Raw genomic sequence first — 17,283 nt, forward strand, 5'->3', positions numbered from 1 at the left:
GTAGAAAGGTTTTTTTGTAAAAAGATAATAAAGTTATTTAATTTTAAAACCTAAAACAAGCATAACCCCGTTCTAAATTTAGAACGAGGTTAAAATAAAGTTGTTTAATTTTTGATATAAGATACTTCACTGTACTTAAAGGGGTACCGCTCCATCGCTATTAAGCTAATAAAATAAAATTCCTCCTTAAATGAAAAAATACGCTATTCTTTCTATAGAATCATACGAAAGGATGGCGTTTTTGTATGTCTATGTCTGTATCTGACGAATTACAACTATTTGCTCAAAAAAATTCAAAACTCCTTATCCCCAAATACCTTACGAAATCTTGCTAGAGATGTTGGTTTTGTGCAAGGAGCCAGTAAGTACCAAGCAAAAGATTTAGTCGCTTTATGTGTATGGATGAACCAAAATATCGCTACGACGTCTTTAACTCAGTTATCTAGCTGTTTAGAAGCATTAACAGAAATACTCTTGCTTATTATTGCCGTTATATAAGCTTAGCTTGATAACAATGGGGTGGTACAATATGCCCAACAACTTAAAGGTTATTTTAGCAACCCAGGACGAAAATTCCGTGTATTTTTGACAGACAACGGCTTATTTTTTCGTTTTTGGGGTATTTACTTATCTTAGCTTGATGGCAATGTGGTGCTACCCCATATAAAGGATATACAAGCGGGATCGAACTGATATAGGGCGGTCCTTTTTTTGTTGAAGTTTATTGGATATGCGCATGGTAGAGAAATATTAAGGAAAGTGATAGAAGCATACGGGGGAACTAATATTGCTTCAAGATCCCAGTATGCTGAAGCGTAGCTTAATAATAAACAACAGGGATTATTCTATAGTAAACTGCTACCTAGAAATTTTACTGTACAGAAAAATAGATGTGATATAACAGATGAAAACCATCGATATTCAGTGTATTTAAAGGCTTGCAATTCCTAAAATAATCTTAAAAGCATTACGCTTTTTTTTTGTTTTTTTTATGCCTTCTTTTGAATCAATGATAAGCACGGTTTTTCTTATCCAGATTCTAATATATACTGATTGAAACTTTATTGGATAGGAGATACCTTTTTCTTCGAATTCACTACCGTCACTAAGTTCTGTTTCTGTCCTCAAAAACCATTTGTTTCCAATTCCAATTTCTATAAATTTCAATTTTAGATTGCGCCTCCTTGTTTATTATTTAATGAATTAATAATTGATTTTTTGCAGATTTTAACTATATTTTACTATTTTTAAATGAAATCGACTATAGCAGTAATTAAATAATTAAATTATTATCTAAAAATCTAAGTATAGTAATTAAAAAATAAAATTTACAATAAATTAATAATATTTACACTTTTTTAACATTGTGCTAATATAAGGGTGTTAAATTTACAATAAATTAAAAATATTTACATTATCTGAAATTTAAGTTATTATTTTGATTGTATTTTTGTAATTATTTGTATCATTTTCTTTTATTCACCAAAATAATTAACGTGGTTAAGGAGGAAACAATGTCAATAGTTATATTAAACAGAGTATCAAAAAATAAAAAAAATTATGCTGAATGGCTAAGAGAGTCAAAAGAAAAAATCTATCTTTTGAATCATCAAGAAACAGTTAGCTCTTTTAAAGATACTAGCCTACTAAGAAAAGGGTTTAACGATTTTTCAATTAATGGATTAGTAGATTATGAGGTAGTGGAAATACATAAAAATGATCCAATCAAGGCCCTCATTGCTTTAGAGGAGGGTGAAATAATTAGAGCGGGATATTTAAGAGATTACTTAGGGATTGAGGGTCAAAAATTAAACAGCGCGATGCATTTTAGGGATAAATATTTGATGAAGACTTGTTTAAAACAGCAAGGAATAAGGGTACCTGCATTTAAAAAAATTAATAATAGAGTCGATCTTTTTGAATTCATTAATCAAGAAGGTTATCCTGTATTAATCAAACCTTTAAGTAGTTGGTCATCGAAGGGAATAGAGGTATTAAATAATGAACAGGATTTGAAAAAATGCCTACGTAAAAATACGTTTGAGAGCTATATGGTAGAAAAGTATTTAGATGCAAGGGTATATCATGTAGATGGATTATTAATTAATAGGGAAATAGTGTTTTGCTGTGCCTCATCTTACATAAATACACCCCTTGCTTATAAAGAAAATATTAGTTTTGGGTCTGTTTTATTTGAGAAAGGAAATGAATTTGCAGATAAGCTAATAGAATTTGTAAAGAATTCTCTAGAGAAAATGCCACTTGCAAAAAACATGTCATTTCATGTTGAAGTATTCCATGATGGAAAATCAAATGAATTATTTATATGTGAAATGGGGAGTAGGACAATTGGTGCAGGTACAGAGGAGTTGATAAAGTACTCATATAATCTAGATTTAGATAGGGTTCTAACGCAAGCACAGGCGGAAGTTCCTTTAGACATGAATATTATCGAACGAAATGTTTCAGGACAATTGTTTATAAGACCTCAAAAAGGCTTCTTAATTGATTTTCCTAAAGAAATACCTTTTGATTGGTGCTTTAACTATGAGAAGAGAGGGATATTAGGGGAATATTATGAGGGTTCAGCAGTGAAACCAAGTGATTCTTATGCGGTAGTATATTTCAAAGGTGACAACCAAAAAGAACTGTTTGAGAGAGTAAAAATTTTAGAGCAATATTTTGAGGAAAATACTATTTGGGAAAGCTGAAATTAATTAACTGATTTAACACCTAGAATTAACTGAAAATTCTAAAGTGGAGGTAAGTTATTTTGAAATTTAATAATAAAGCTGAAGTACTATCTTTTTTAAGTCCTAAAGAAAACAGTGAAGTGGTACCTTTGAAATCTATTAGAATTAAAATTACAGATAGATGTCATTGGAATTGTTGGTGGTGTCATAATGAAGGCACTGGTGCGAGAAATCCGAAAATTACGAAGGACATTGAATTTAAAGGTGAATTCTCAGAAAAATTCTTGAATTTATGTAATTCACTTGAAATTAATGAAGTGCATATTACTGGAGGAGAGCCTACAACATATAATGGATTAGTGGATTCTATTAAATTTTTGAAAAAACATGGATTCACGGTGAAGATGACTAGTGTGGGAAATTCAGAAGAAATTATTAATAAAGTAATAAAGTCAGGTATAGATGGAATTAATTTTAGTTTACATGCAATTGAAACAGAAGAGCTTCACTCAACACAAATTGATCGTTCATTAAAGTGGACTAAGATACAACAAGATAGACAATTTAATAGTATTTTTGCAGCTAAGGAAGCCGGAGTAAAAGTTAAATTAAATACTGTAATGGCTTCACATAAAGATATTTCAAGGATTAAAGAGGTAATTGATTGGTCCTTTAAGCATGATATTGATATGAGAATACTTCATGAAGTTAACCTATTAGAAGAATCGGTAAACGCAGTAAGAGAATTACTAGATTCGTATGGTGCTGTTGAAAAAAGGAGGAAATATATTTACGGAGCTTCCAGTGGAACAATTTTTTATGATATTCCAGGTAAAAGGGAAATCGGATTTAAGATATTGTTACCTCAATTCCTGGACTCTATGTGTAATTCTTGCGAGTTGAAAAAGAATGATACATGTGGTGAATATTTCTATGGAATTCGTTTAGAGAATAAATTAGATGAACATAATGTGCGTTTATGTGTACATAGAACAAATGAAAATACTTATATGGGAATGGAACAGTTTATAAATAGTAACCATTTTAATGAAATTAGAAAAAAACAGCTTGAATACAAAGAACAACACAAAATGGAGGTACAGGTATGAAGGAAGTTGAATTAAGATTTAAAATTAATAATGCAGAATATATACATGGGAAGTTATCGGATTTGAATTTCACCCTATTATCAGCAAAAAGGCAAATAGATGAATATTTTAAGCACAAGGGTTTCGAAAAAGAAGGAGATGTAGTTGGATCATATATTTATAGACTAAGAACTGATTCTCAAAAAGGAAACAGTGCAGTAAGGAAGAAAACCATTGAACCAGGTATTTGGGATGAGTTAGAAATTAATATTGATGGTGACAATTTAACATTTATTAGAACACTTATGGAAGATTCTTTGTCATCAATTTTAGTTATAGATAAATACAGAAGAACTTATAAAAAAGATGATTTTACTCTAAATATAGATATTATTAAAGATTTAGGTGAATTTGTAGAAGTTGAATTACTTGTTTTGGAAGAATCTAATGAAGCTATGAAAAAGATAGAAAATCTAATATTGGAATTAGGAGTAAACAAGTCCGATATTATTAGAGAGGGCTATGTTACTCTTATAAAAAAAGAAAAGGAATTAGTATAATGAAGGTTAAATCTAAGGAAATAACAAATGAATTTATAAAATATTTCCTCGATTTAGATTATAAATTGCTACATGAAAAGAAAATAGTCCGTAACAATGAAGAGACGTACTTTAATATGTCTGCTATATCCGCAAATATTTCATTATTTAATAATTTAAGTAATGAGAAAGATTCGCAAGATTATGTAACAAAACAAGCAGTTTTTTTTGGTAATAAATTAGATGGAGTTGGGAATACCCCACTGGCTAATCCTACAGAGGTTTCCCTAAGTATATTTAATTTAGCTAGTGAATCGCCAAGATATACATTGAATCATATATTTGGTTTTCTAGAAGGATTAGGATTGTCTAAGGAAAATCTATTATTTAGAATAGCAAATGAGGAGGAAATAAGACGATCTTTTATTTTAGAAGGAATACAGGAGAGTCAATTGTTTGTTTGGCGTAATATGGAAGAGTTTAATATCGGATCTAATAGACCAAAAGGTTTCTATACATACCCTTATTACAAATACAAAAATGGTTGTGTCCCTTTAGGATCTATATCTTTTATTAAACATAATGGAGTTTGGACATCTGATATTGCTATCTTTCAAGAAAGATTATCACTAATATTAAATCAATTAGATAAAATAGTCCTTATTGATAGTATTTTTCCACTCTATAATTACGTATCAACTGAGTTAAATTTAAAAGATACACTTATAATGAAGATCACTCTATTGTTAAGGTCAATCGCATTCTTGGTCAAAGATGGTTTAGTCGAAGTGAGTGCTAGTTATCATGGGCATTTTTTGAAAAAGTTAATGAGAGAAGTGGCAGCTTCTTTAAATAGTATTAATTTTTCAGATGCAAATAAAAATAATATATTTAAATTTTTAGAGGCCTCATTAAATGAGCAAGGATATAGTATAAGGGATAAGGACCGAGAATTTTCGGATATTTTAGATAAAATAAATATTTATTCCGTAGATATATATAAATCAATTCTTAAACAAAATTCTAGGTTTTTAAAAAATGGGATAGTTGATATACAAAATATAAGTCAAACTTATGGGATTAAACCTGATTGGATTTTAGCGAGTTCGATGGTAGATAACATGTTTAAAAATGAAGCAAGAAAGTTTGTTAAAAGTAGAAACTCTATTAGAAACAAGGCTTTAAGCTTAGATTCTTCTATTAATGTTGATCTTAAGGAATTATTAACTGAAAATTAAAAACGAAGAGGTGTGTTTTATGTCTAAGCATATATTAGTTTTAGGTGGATTTTCAGAAATCCATAAAAGGATAAAGGCTTTAGGGGCAGAAATATCAATTCTTAATACAACTAAGAAAATAAAGCCTTATTATTCTAAAATTTATGACAGGGTAATTACTTTGCCGGAATCATCAAGTGATGAAGCGTTTATCGAATTTGCAAGAGCTATAAACAAAGTCAATAAAATTAACTTTATAGCTACTTTTCATGAAGACTTTCAAGAGATTGCTTTCAAAATTTCTCGGGAGTTAGGAATTAGTTATGACCATAATTTAGACACTATAAATCTTGTGAATAATAAATTTGCCTTTAGGCAAAGGTTAAGAGAATTAAATATTGATAATACAAAAAGTATACTGGTCGATACATTTAATGATCTTAATGCTTTTATGAAAGAAACAAAAGTACCAATAATTCTCAAACCACTTAATTCTACTGCAAGCACGGGGATATGGAAAATAGAGAGTGAATACCCTGATTTAGAGAAAGATTTCAAAAAGTATAGAGAAAAATTCTCTCAATATTTACTTTGTGCAGAGGAGTTTATCTGTGGGGAGGAGTATAGTGTTGAAGCATTTACGGAAGATCGCAAGCATAAGGTTTATTGTATTACTAAGAAACATAAGAATAATAAAAACTTTGTAGAAATTGGACATACAGTTCCAAGTGGTCTCTCCGAAAAAGAAAGCAATGAAGTAAAGAAATTTGTCAAAACAGTTCTAGATGCAATTGATATTAAAAATGGTCCTTCACACACAGAAATTATGTTGACAAATAATGGTCCAAAAGCAATCGAGACACATGTTCGCTTAGGTGGGGATATGATTTCTAAACTATATGAAATTGTAAGTGTAGATATAGATATTTTAGAAATGACTGCAAGAAATTCAATTGGTGAGCAGGTAATTGATAAAATACAAGATATTACACATTACAAGCGATATGCTTCTATTTGGTTTAAAGAAGGAGAAATTGGCACAGTAAGGACAATAATAAATAATAATGATACCGTTCAAGATGAAAATATTGTCGAATTATCAGTTGGAATCAAAGAGGGAGATCAAATAACAGACGCTGATAGTAGCTTTGGTAGGTTAGGGCATGTAATTACAAAGGGAAATTCAGCAGAAAAAACTTTGTCGGCTGCTCAAGAAGCTATAGCTAAAATTAAAGTTATTATGGATTAATTAAATATGGCTAATCTAAAAGAAAAAGACGGAATACTAATGTTTAGAAAATTCCATGCAAATATAAAAATAAAATTAATCTGTTCCTTTTTTAATAGATTTGCTACAAGAACTGTTTTACCTTTTATGGCATTATATTTTTCGGATGAGATAGGGAAGGTATTAACTGGTTTTTTACTTACCTTGAATATTATTCTTCAATTCCTTTCTTCTCTTATTGGGGGGTATCTTGCAGATAGGTATCCAAGAAAAAAAATTCTACTAATAGGGCAGCTTAGTAATGCGATATCATATTTAGGAATGACTATTTTCTTATATCCTTTAATAAATAAAGTATCAGGTGTAATTATTTTCTTTATGTTATCAGCTATAGTAGGTAGTTTGCATAAGTCAGCAATGGATGCAATAATAATTGATTCAACTACTAAAGATAATAGAAAATCCATCTATACATTTGATTATTGGTTATATAATGTATCCTTATCGTTAGGGATGGTAATAGGTGGATTATTCTACGTTAAATATAGATTTGAGTTATTCACTATGCTTACTATAATTTTATTTGCTACCACTTATATATATCAGGTATTTATTGATGACAAGGAAGATGAATTAAACCACTTATATAATAAGGAAACAAATATAAGCATCAAGGATATGTTATTAAACTATTTTTTAGCTGCAAAGGATAAAAAATGGCTTTCTTTTGTTGTCGGTGGAATATGTATTTTTTCAGCGGAATTATCTTTAGGTAACTATATTGGAGTTAGACTAGCAGAAGAGTTTATTCCGATGAAAATTTTCAATTTCCAATTAGATGGTATAAAAATGATGAGCCTATTAGTGATTACTAATACGATTTTGGCGGTTACATTAACATTTGTTGTTAGTAATATGATAAAGAAATTTAATCAAAGAAAAGTTTTTTTAATAGGGATATTAATAAATGTGATAGGATATGGAGTTCTAGCAATTTCTAATCAATGGCTAGTTTTAATGTTTTTTATTACTATAGCTACAATTGGTGAATTAATTTATTCCCCAATTAGACAAGTATTACAAGTGGAGTTAATACCTAGAGATAAAAGGGCATCTTACTTAGCGTTAGGTTCTTTTTCAATTCAGGGTGCTTCTATATTAGCAAGTCTAGGAATCACTATAGGAACTTTTCTCCAATCAATGACAATGTCTTTAATAATTGTTCTAATTGGAGGTTTAGGTATGCTACTATCGTATTTTGCTGTATATTCAAATGCAAAACAAGTGGAAAATATTAAGTAATCAGTTAATTGATGGGAATTAAGTATTATGTTTGTTAATAAAAAATTGTAACCCTTAGTAAGGGTTACAATTTTTAGTTTTAGGGGCTAAAGAATTCTTATTTAACTTTCAACAAGCATTTTTTGTAAATGAATAATAAAATTTTTAAATTTTGATCTAAATAATAAGAGCCATACTACATTTGAAATGTAATATGGCTTTTTTAAGTTGTTTAATATCAAATTGATCTATACAATTTCATTCATAAAAAAGATAACAAATTTATTGCTGTTCCAAATTTGTTATATAAGATTTTACAGCTTGTAATAAAAATTCTTCCTGTCCCATACCCGCGTCCGCTGCCATTTGCACTATTTTTTGCTTGAATTCATGATCTGCATGAAAAGTTAATGACTCTACATTACTTTTAAAGTAAATACCTTCTACGTGCGGAAGTATCGTGCCGGATTTCATGTGAGAATGTAAGTATTTAATCTCCTCTTGAAACTGAACTGGATCAACTTGTAATACAAAAGGTTTAATTTCTAATGTAATAGTATCAGATGAAACACTCAATCGCATATTTGTGACACCTAGCTCTTTATAAAATAAATTTATTAGATTATAAGTGATAGAATGAAATAGCTGAGGTTTTTTAAATGAAAAAGATAAATACCCACGTTTCGTAATTACAGCTGGTTTATGGAAAGGCTCAAAGGAATAATCACGTTCCTTATAAGTGGATAGAGGAAAAATTTCTTCGTCTTCTGTAAGAATCTTGCCATCTGCTCCATTAATCTCTATTACCCTAGCTGTTTTTCCATTGTGTTGATGTGTTAATAATTGATATAAATATATCTCTTCCTCTTGAATCTTAGTAATGAATGTTTTTCGCTCTTTTGAGGTAGTTTTTTCATAAGTAAGTTGAAAGGTTTCAAGGTCATCTTTATCAATGATATATACTTCTTTTCCACGCTTTTCTATCTTTGAAGCAGGTAATTTACCAGATTTGATATAGGTAAAAACTGTAGATGGTGCTACATTAAGAATTTCAGCTGCTTCTTTTGTGCTATATCCTTCAACCTCTTCAATATTCTTTAAACGTTTAATATCCTCTAAATAATAAATCTTACTACCGAATTGCTTCCAGTTATCTTTATATACACACTTTATTAATCCATCTTTTTCTTTTTGTAAAATTGTTTGTACCGTTACCCCTAATAAGCCGGCTGCCTCTTTTGTCGTTACAGTAGGTTTTGTAATGAACAATAAATCTTGTGTCATGAAATGACACCTCCATAATTATTGTTTGCTAGTATTTTAGATATGTATATATCATATCAGAATATGATATATATTTAAAATAAGAAATAGCAATTATTAAAGTTCTTATACATAATTATAATTAAAACATACATGTAATTTGTTTTGTATTTTAATTGCGTTGTATAGTTGATTTTATTATAAAATTAATTTTAATGTTAAATAATAAACGATTAAACTTTATATATTTATTAATAAATTATAAAAAAATATAAACGTAGGTTAATAGAGAAGAATGTAGGATTCTTACAGAAATAATAGGAATTATCATTTGTATAATTAATAGAAGTGAAATAAAATGATAAGTATAGATAATAAAGATAATTGTATTCATAATCTTCAATAGGAGAGGTGAATTTGAAATATGGATAATGAAAGTGTAAAAGAAAACTTACCTATTATAAAAAATAAAAGTAAATATATAGATACATATGTAGAGAATATAAGAGATATCGTTCCATTCTTGTATAACAATCGTCATGTAGATAAAGTGGAAGAGAAGATGGAAGTTGCAGAAAAAGAGGGAAAGAGTAAATATACGTATTTAAGTGATATAGAAGTCATTTATCATTTTGTACATTTACAAAAAGATATGGATGAAAAGAAGAATAGAAAAGAGGATACGAAAAAGAGTTATGTGTCCGAAATCTTGTCATTTTGTCAGTGCATGGTGCAGCATGCAGAAGAATTTGAATTGAATGGGGAAGAGGTACAACAAAACGAATCTTTATTAAAAACATTGCAACCTTGGCATATTCGTAAATATAATGCTTGGTTAAAGCAGGTAGAGAACGGTAGAAATGGAGATACGTACGCGGTCGCAACACTTGCAAAAAAATCAGTACTTATACGTTCTTTTCTAAAACATCTTCATGTATTTGCTTATATTGAAAGACCTCTTCATGAAGAACTGCAGCGCGCTAATGTAAATGAACAGGATCGGCCAAATCGGGACCTATCTTATGATGAAGTGATGAAAATTTTAGGATTTTATAAAGAACGAGGGCATTTAGTAAACTATACAATTTTACTCGCTTTAGCAAGTACCGGTGCAAGAATTCAAGAATTGTGCACCGCGAGAGTGAAAGACTTACATTATGACGGAAAGTATTGGTTAAAAGTCACAGGAAAAGGGGATAAAGTACGTGAACTTTTCATTCCTGAGCATTTATTCCAATGTATTAGCGAAATGAGACGGAGAAGGGGATTCCAAACTATATTGGATAGGGGAGATGAATGTCCTTTATTCGTAAATCAAAGAGGGAATTTTTATAATCCAAAAACGTTATCCAACCAGGTAACAGACATGATAAAAAAGACAAATTTAGATTTTCTACAGTATCGTGAAAATCCTGTAACGGCACATACATTCCGTCATGCTTTTGCAATCATGGCAGTTGAACAAGGAAATGCAGATTTATATCATTTAATGCAAACACTTGGGCACGAAAATATTCAAACAACAAAGATCTATTTAGAGAAGCATATGAAACGAAAGAATAATGTGGGGGCTTCATTTGCGGATATGTTGATATAAGATTTCAATATAAAAACCTTATTTTATTATGTGTTTTTTATATAATTAACAAGGGTTTTATTCGTATGAAAAATAATACGAAAGCTGGTTATTGATAAAAAAATACATTCAATCAAGAGTACTTTTGTAGTTATGTTTAGTGACAGCTTGTAAATTAGGAGTTACACTTGGAATAGATACATCAGCACGTGCAATTGGCTCTGTCAGTGGAGGGAGCTAATCCCCCAATGGTTAATAGTTGAAGCAAAAGGGCTTTTAAAATTAGGTGTTCTCCCATCTAATTTTATTGTTACTGCCTATTTTTGGTTTTTTGAAAATAAAAGTTCCTGTTTTAAGTAGGAAAACAGGCTTTAAAACTTTAAACAAGAAGGAAAGAGCATAAAAGTATGAATATATTTTTGGCGTGACGAGGTGGGAGAATTGGGATATTTAATTTTAGCATTTATGTTTGCAGTTAGCGTATATTTCCTAGTTTTCGATAACCCTTATATAACTATATTTATTGTATTTCTCATCATGGTAGGGAAGTCGTTATATGACAGCAGAAAGAAGAAGCAGTAATCAAGAATACAGGGACAATATGCGAGTAAGATAGTGAATTATTGATATAATACAAATTATAAAGTAGGTGGTTTTTGAAAATGATTCTTGAAAATGTTAGTACGATAGGGGCACTCGCTTTTCTATTTTTAATGATTTATCTTGCGACAGATCCTAAAGATGTAAGCTTGCTAACAATCCCAGCTTACTTTGGTGGTATGTGGGTGACTAACTGGCTTACCGAAAATGGATTTCAAGGTACATTTATGTATACGTGTTGGTTAGTAGTCTACACCGTTATAATGATTTACCTTTTCTTCGCTTCAATTCGTCTCGGTATACGTAACATAAAATATATTAAAGAGAAAATAAGAAAGCGTAGAGCCATAAAAAAATAACGCAAAGAGAAACCGTCCTTACAGGCGGTTTTATTGTTATACTGAAATGCAATGTATACAATGTATATTATTTAACGTTGAGGAGGGTTAATTATAGAGTACTCTAGAATCTATACATTAAGAAATGGTCAAGAAAAATAAATAAAAGTAAAGCCCTAGCGTTCATTTAGAGAAGAAATGAACGTGTTAGGAATTCAGGATTCAGATGTGTTTCAAATTCAATTAGTGGAATATGGGAAAGAGAGAACGAAAAAGAGTTCTCCTAAAAATAATAGAAGAAAATAGTTTACTTACGTATAAATATCATAATTAAGCACATGTTATATATAAATATAGTGGAGGTGCAATTATGAATATTCAAAGATACGAAAGTAATACAAATGAAATTCTTATTCCTGCTGCTACAAGTGCTATTGAGCAAATGAAGTATGAAATTGCCCGTGAATTAGGAGTCAAACTTGGACCAGATACATCATCACGTGCAAATGGCTCTGTCGGTGGAGAAATTACCAAACGCTTAGTTCGAATGGCTGAAGAGCAATTAACAGGTCAATACAGATTACACTAATTTAAAATAACAAAAGGAAAAAGGGTCCATAAAACGGATCTTTTTCTCTTTTATTTACACAAAATCCAAAAATTTGTTTTCGTAACTTAAAAATGACCTTTCAGATTCGTTTTTAAGAGACTTTGTTTATTGTAACAATACTATAAGTATAGAATCATATTAAACTCTTTAAAAGTAATATGGGGTCTTTTTAACGTTATTCCAATAAATCTTCTGTTTTTTATTATTTTAAGATGTAGTTTACAAGAATTCATCCACAAATTCTAAAATTATAGAAATGGATATTGACCAATTGCCAGATGAGCTATAGTAAAAAAGGCTCAAGTCAACAAAAGTTAAAAATTGTATAACCAATTATCTATCATTGTGTTCTCAATGTATAGTGTTTTTTTGTTTAAATGTGTCTAAACGTAAGTTTTCTTTTTCAATATGGTAATCCCTATTAGTTAAGTGAAGAATAGAATGGAATCAAAAAAGGAGATAGAGGAAGGCATTTTTTTATAATCAAATAATGAAAATATTAAGGAATATATTTAGATAATTTAATAGTATTTTTATACAAATATTTATCAAAAACTATTACTTTATAAGGTATTGATTAATATAAAGGAAATTTATAGAATTATTTCTGTAATACAAAACAAATGACAAGGAGTGATTGGTCTGAAACGTTTAGCATATGTAACAAATACAGATTCTAATGATATTTCTGTTGTTGATTTAACAGAAAATAAGGAAGTTGGTCGTATTCCTATCGGTGGGAGCCCTCGAGGAGGAATGGCAATCGACCAAAAAGGTGTGTACGGTTATGTTTCTAATTGTGCGGGAAATACAATCTCTATAATTGACTTAGCGAATAACCGTGAAGTTACTCGTGTAACTGTTGGATTGTCACCACGTGGAGTAGCTTTAACCCCAGACAGCTCATTGTTATTTGTTTCAAATTCTGGTTCTGCTGATGTATCAGTAATAGACACTTCTAAACGAGAAGAAATAACGAGAATTCCTGTAGGAGATAATCCTCGTGCTTTATCTGTTACTCCAGATGGAAAGTATATAAATATACCTTGTTGGGGAGCAGATTCTATCTCGGTTGTTGAAATCAACTATAATAACCCAGTAGAAATGAAAGAAAATTATAGGTTATACCTTGGTAAAGATGCAAAACCTTATCACGTATTTTCTCACTATGATGGAAAACACGCATATTCAGCCAACACTCATAGACATACAGTTTCCGTAATTGACTTACTAGATATGAAAGTAAAAAATGAAATTCCTGTGGGTTATGGTCCACGCGCAGTTATTGCCGATCCAAAAGAACCTTTTTTATATGTAAGCTGTGAAGCTTCAAATGCAGTAAGCGTAATAGATACATTACAACAAAAAGAGGTTAAACAAATTCCTGTTGGGCCGACACCACGCGGACTAAAAATCGATGAAGCAAAACATGTGATTTTATGCTCAGCATTTAGCCGACATCTCTCACCAGATTTAATGCATGATGCAAATTCTTTAAGTGTAATCGATTTAAAAAAGAAAGAAAAAGTTGATGTAATAAAGGTAGGACTCGGACCATGTAGTATTAATATTTACGATCCTGTTCATTATGAAAATCAAATAAATAGTAATGATAAAGAATATATTAAATCTTAATAATTTATTGGGAAGGGGGCGTTTTACGCTCCCTTTCTTTCACAATTAAGGAGAGTGTTGTAATGGATAAAGTTACTTTTTACCCTTTAACGGAATGGGCAATTTTACCTGAAAAAGAGAAAGTTAATTTATCGAGCGAAAATTTTTCCGAAATACGTTGGTTTCATAAAAAAAGAAAAAAAGGAGCTTGCTGGCCATACAAATTTGCCAAGGAATTAGGTTGGATTATATGCTCACCTATCGATGTAATAATAGAACCTGTTGAAGAAGTTCAGGTATCGGTGGAAAGCACAACAGATTTAGAAGAAATACAACACCTTCGAGGGATTGATTTTTGGGTAAAACGTGATGATATATATATTGGTTTAAAACCAGACGGATGGTTTAGAATTCATCAATCAATAATTGACGGTGTTTGGCATAGTATGTTTGTTCCGAATGGTGAGGGATCATTTGAATGGAAATTAGGATGGAATGTTGAGATTCCAAAAGATTTTGTCTTACTTTTCCAACCTTTAGAAGGCATAAGTGAGTTTATTACACACCCTGGTCTCTTAACATCTAAAATGTTACCATCTTTTCATAGTGGTTTAGGACTTCCTATTGCTTTTGAACCTAGAAAGAAAAAACAAATCTTGAGAGGAGAACCACTTGGGAAAATGTATGTATTCCATAAATCAGCATTGAGTTTAAAAGAGGAAGTAATTATAAAGGAGAGAATATATGAACCTAATGAAATATAAACCTTTATTATTCAATCCACGTTTTTTATTACTTTGGATCGGTTCATTTATTTCAGGTATAGGTGACGCAGTTGCAGTAGTTGTTATAATATGGACGCTATATAATCAAACTTTTAGTCCTCTTTTTATTACATTGGCATTAATATGTTTAGAGTTGCCTTCTATATTACTTGGCCCTTTGTGGGGAGTATATGTAGATCGTTCTCCAAGAACTCTCGTAGTATTAGCAAATATAATTCGTGGATGCCTATTCCTATATTTATTAATTGTTCCTTTGGATTCAATTGCAAACTTTTCTTTATTTTTGGGCCTACTATGTATATCGAGTTCTTTAGCACCAATTACTAAAGCTGGAGAAAATATGGTTGTTCCTAAAACGGTAGATAAAGCAAATTTGGTTACTGCGAATTCTCTCATGTATATTCAATTTGATTTAGCATTAGTTGTAGGACCATTAATTGGTGGAATACTTGCTTCACAAGAATACATTCAAATTGCTTTTATATTTAACGCTATTACATTTTTTATTTCTGCAATCTTTTTTATGTATGTTTTTCCTAAAAAGCAATTAGTAAAAGGTATAGAAAATCAAAAGCAAAAGCTTTCTCAAAAATTCAGTAGTTGGAATACTGAATTTAGAGAGGGATTGTCTTATAGTTTTCAAAACAAAAGTATTGCTTCTTTAATGATAATTAGTTTTCTATGGAACTTATTAATTTGGGGTACATCACCTACACTTCTTCCAATTTTTAATAAGAACCAACTAATGGAGGGTGCAACAGGCTATGGGATGCTAGGTGCTGCTACATCCTTTGGAATTGTGATAGGTTCACTAGTTATCGGTGCTTTAAAAGTTAAACACAGTCTATATGAACTTGTTATGTTCTCGATTATTCTTCATGGGATAGTGTATGCTTTCCTTTTTATAGTATCGGATTTATGGGTTGCTGTAATGCTATTTTCATTATCTGGTATTATTTCAGCACCAGCAATGATTTATATGAGAACGATTGTTCAACAGCATGTTCCTGAAGAAAAGTTGGGGCGCATTTTTACTGTTCTATCCTCATTCGGAGCATTTGGTTTTCCTCTTGGGACAACTTTAGCAAGTACATTTGTAATGAATTTTGGTGAGCCACTTGTTTCTGTAGCTTTTTTAATATTTGGAGGGATTTTATCACTAACGGTAATTATTTTATCAATTATAACTCGAAGCAATAAGAAAGGGATGTCAAATGTACAAAATTTCTAAAGAAAAAGCAATTCGAATGTTTCTTTATAGACAAAACCTTTATTATGAGCCCAAATTGCAAGGGAAAGAGGGGATTATACGTATATTAGAGGATTTAGGTTTAATACAAATAGATACAATAAATGTTTTTTCTAGAAGTCATAATTTAGTTTTTCATTCTCGATTAAAATCATATAAAGAATCGGACCTTATTGAATTGTATCAAGAGAGACAAGTATTTGAGTCATATGTTCACGCTATGTCATTACTACCTACTAATCAATTTAAGTATACTTCTCATCGTTTATTTGAATTTAAGCAGTCTTTATTTGTTAAATTGAGTAAAGAAGAAATTGACTTTATATTGAGTGTTTATCATCTTATACTCACTAGCAATCCTTTGACTACAAAAGAAATAAGTGAACATTTCTATACAGCAAAAACAGATCTTGCGAATTGGGAAATGAGCCCAGTTCGTTCAGCCCTAGATAATCTTTGGCGAAGTGGTATGGTGCAAGTAATTAGGGATTTAAAATTTAATAAACTATACATACCAAGTGATACCTGTGAAAAAAATGAAATGGGAGTCTTTAATTTTGAAGAAATGTATAGTTATTACTGCATAAGTGCGTTGAAATCTATGGGAATTGCTAGTGCAAAAGATATAGCTGATTACTATCGAATTAAATTAAATCTAGTTAATCAAACAATAACTAGATTAATAGAGAAAAATGTAATTAAACCTATTAATATTGAACATGTCACGGAATTATTTTATATTCTTGAAGTCGATCAAGATTTTATATTTGGCAATACATTAAATGATGAACCACAACATATGTCTTTTTTATCACCATTTGATAATTTAATCTGGTATCGAATTCGATTGATGAATCTCTTTGAAGTAGACTATCGTTTAGAAAGTTATTTACCAAAAAATCAAAGAAAATATGGTTATTATGCTTTACCAATTTTAATAAAAGGAAAGATTATTGGAACTATTGATTTAAAATTAGATAAAAAACTTAACGTTTTATTCATTGAAAATTTGTTTTTTTATAATTCTTTTGATGCAGTGTACTATAAAAATGAATTTGAGATTTTAATTAAAAAATATATGGATATATTTAATGTAAAAAACTTAAAAATTTCTAATGATTTTTGGGGAAAAGTTAACTATGGTCAAACACTAAATAAATTAATAGAAGCAATAATTTAATTATGCTATCAATTATTCTTAC

General features: G+C 30.0%; 15 protein-coding genes and 1 pseudogene. 14 read left to right on the forward strand and 2 right to left on the reverse strand.

Going from position 1 to position 17,283, the window contains the following annotated elements:
• Positions 1-245 precede the first annotated feature (245 nt).
• Positions 246-477, forward strand: a pseudogene (locus BUA87_RS20760) (IS4 family transposase); the annotation flags it as partial.
• A 453-nt stretch (positions 478-930) separates the two neighbouring features.
• On the opposite strand, the gene BUA87_RS20765 reads toward BUA87_RS20760, so the two are convergent.
• Positions 931-1,167 carry a DUF3977 family protein gene (locus BUA87_RS20765; protein WP_071715046.1) on the reverse strand — a complete coding sequence of 79 codons (237 nt, stop codon included), beginning with the start codon at positions 1,165-1,167 and terminating at the stop codon, positions 931-933.
• A 347-nt stretch (positions 1,168-1,514) separates the two neighbouring features.
• Here BUA87_RS20765 and BUA87_RS20770 point away from each other — a divergent pair, with 347 nt between their 5' ends.
• The 6 genes from BUA87_RS20770 to BUA87_RS20795 all read left to right on the forward strand — a co-directional run bounded on the left by BUA87_RS20770 (position 1,515) and on the right by BUA87_RS20795 (position 8,067).
• Entirely contained in the window at positions 1,515-2,711 is a 1,197-nt protein-coding gene (locus BUA87_RS20770) for an ATP-grasp domain-containing protein (protein ID WP_071715045.1), read from the forward strand.
• A gap of 62 nt (positions 2,712-2,773) precedes the next feature.
• Entirely contained in the window at positions 2,774-3,802 is a 1,029-nt protein-coding gene (locus BUA87_RS20775) for a radical SAM protein (RefSeq protein ID WP_071715044.1), read from the forward strand.
• Positions 3,799-4,341 carry a CYTH domain-containing protein gene (locus BUA87_RS20780; RefSeq protein ID WP_071715043.1) on the forward strand — a complete coding sequence of 181 codons (543 nt, stop codon included), beginning with the start codon at positions 3,799-3,801 and terminating at the stop codon, positions 4,339-4,341. Before BUA87_RS20775 ends, BUA87_RS20780 begins: the two co-directional genes overlap by 4 nt.
• Positions 4,341-5,558 (forward strand): hypothetical protein, encoded by a 1,218-nt coding sequence (locus tag BUA87_RS20785; protein ID WP_072940605.1) that lies wholly within the window; start codon positions 4,341-4,343, stop codon positions 5,556-5,558. Before BUA87_RS20780 ends, BUA87_RS20785 begins: the two co-directional genes overlap by 1 nt.
• A gap of 19 nt (positions 5,559-5,577) precedes the next feature.
• Positions 5,578-6,786, forward strand: coding sequence for an ATP-grasp domain-containing protein (locus BUA87_RS20790; RefSeq protein ID WP_072940610.1), 1,209 nt, complete (start codon positions 5,578-5,580; stop codon positions 6,784-6,786).
• Positions 6,787-6,792: 6 nt separating this feature from the next.
• Positions 6,793-8,067 (forward strand): MFS transporter, encoded by a 1,275-nt coding sequence (locus tag BUA87_RS20795; protein WP_072940614.1) that lies wholly within the window; start codon positions 6,793-6,795, stop codon positions 8,065-8,067.
• A gap of 261 nt (positions 8,068-8,328) precedes the next feature.
• Here BUA87_RS20795 and BUA87_RS20800 read toward each other — a convergent pair whose 3' ends face one another.
• Positions 8,329-9,330, reverse strand: coding sequence for a helix-turn-helix domain-containing protein (locus tag BUA87_RS20800; protein ID WP_072940617.1), 1,002 nt, complete (start codon positions 9,328-9,330; stop codon positions 8,329-8,331).
• A 403-nt stretch (positions 9,331-9,733) separates the two neighbouring features.
• Here BUA87_RS20800 and BUA87_RS20805 point away from each other — a divergent pair, with 403 nt between their 5' ends.
• The 7 genes from BUA87_RS20805 to BUA87_RS20835 all read left to right on the forward strand — a co-directional run bounded on the left by BUA87_RS20805 (position 9,734) and on the right by BUA87_RS20835 (position 17,261).
• A complete protein-coding gene (locus BUA87_RS20805; protein WP_072940620.1) occupies positions 9,734-10,906 on the forward strand; it encodes a tyrosine-type recombinase/integrase in 1,173 nt (390 codons plus the stop codon).
• 641 nt (positions 10,907-11,547) lie between these two features.
• Positions 11,548-11,844: a hypothetical protein gene (locus BUA87_RS20810; RefSeq protein ID WP_072940622.1), complete on the forward strand. Its 297-nt coding sequence runs from the start codon at positions 11,548-11,550 to the stop codon at positions 11,842-11,844.
• A 349-nt stretch (positions 11,845-12,193) separates the two neighbouring features.
• Positions 12,194-12,412, forward strand: coding sequence for an alpha/beta-type small acid-soluble spore protein (locus tag BUA87_RS20815; protein ID WP_072940625.1), 219 nt, complete (start codon positions 12,194-12,196; stop codon positions 12,410-12,412).
• Between the two features lie 654 nt (positions 12,413-13,066).
• Complete coding sequence (locus BUA87_RS20820; protein WP_071715036.1) at positions 13,067-14,068, forward strand: YncE family protein; 1,002 nt, start codon at positions 13,067-13,069, stop codon at positions 14,066-14,068.
• A gap of 62 nt (positions 14,069-14,130) precedes the next feature.
• On the forward strand, positions 14,131-14,811 hold the full coding sequence (locus BUA87_RS20825) for a hypothetical protein (protein WP_072940628.1): 681 nt from the start codon (positions 14,131-14,133) through the stop codon (positions 14,809-14,811).
• Positions 14,792-16,063: an MFS transporter gene (locus BUA87_RS20830; RefSeq protein ID WP_071715033.1), complete on the forward strand. Its 1,272-nt coding sequence runs from the start codon at positions 14,792-14,794 to the stop codon at positions 16,061-16,063. The genes BUA87_RS20825 and BUA87_RS20830 overlap by 20 nt, the downstream gene beginning before the upstream one ends.
• Complete coding sequence (locus BUA87_RS20835) at positions 16,047-17,261, forward strand: DNA glycosylase AlkZ-like family protein (protein ID WP_071715032.1); 1,215 nt, start codon at positions 16,047-16,049, stop codon at positions 17,259-17,261. The genes BUA87_RS20830 and BUA87_RS20835 overlap by 17 nt, the downstream gene beginning before the upstream one ends.
• The last annotated feature ends 22 nt before the right edge of the window (positions 17,262-17,283 follow it).

Source organism: Bacillus sp. bc15 (assembly GCF_900142585.1).
GTDB lineage: Bacteria > Bacillota > Bacilli > Bacillales > Bacillaceae_G > Bacillus_A > Bacillus_A cereus.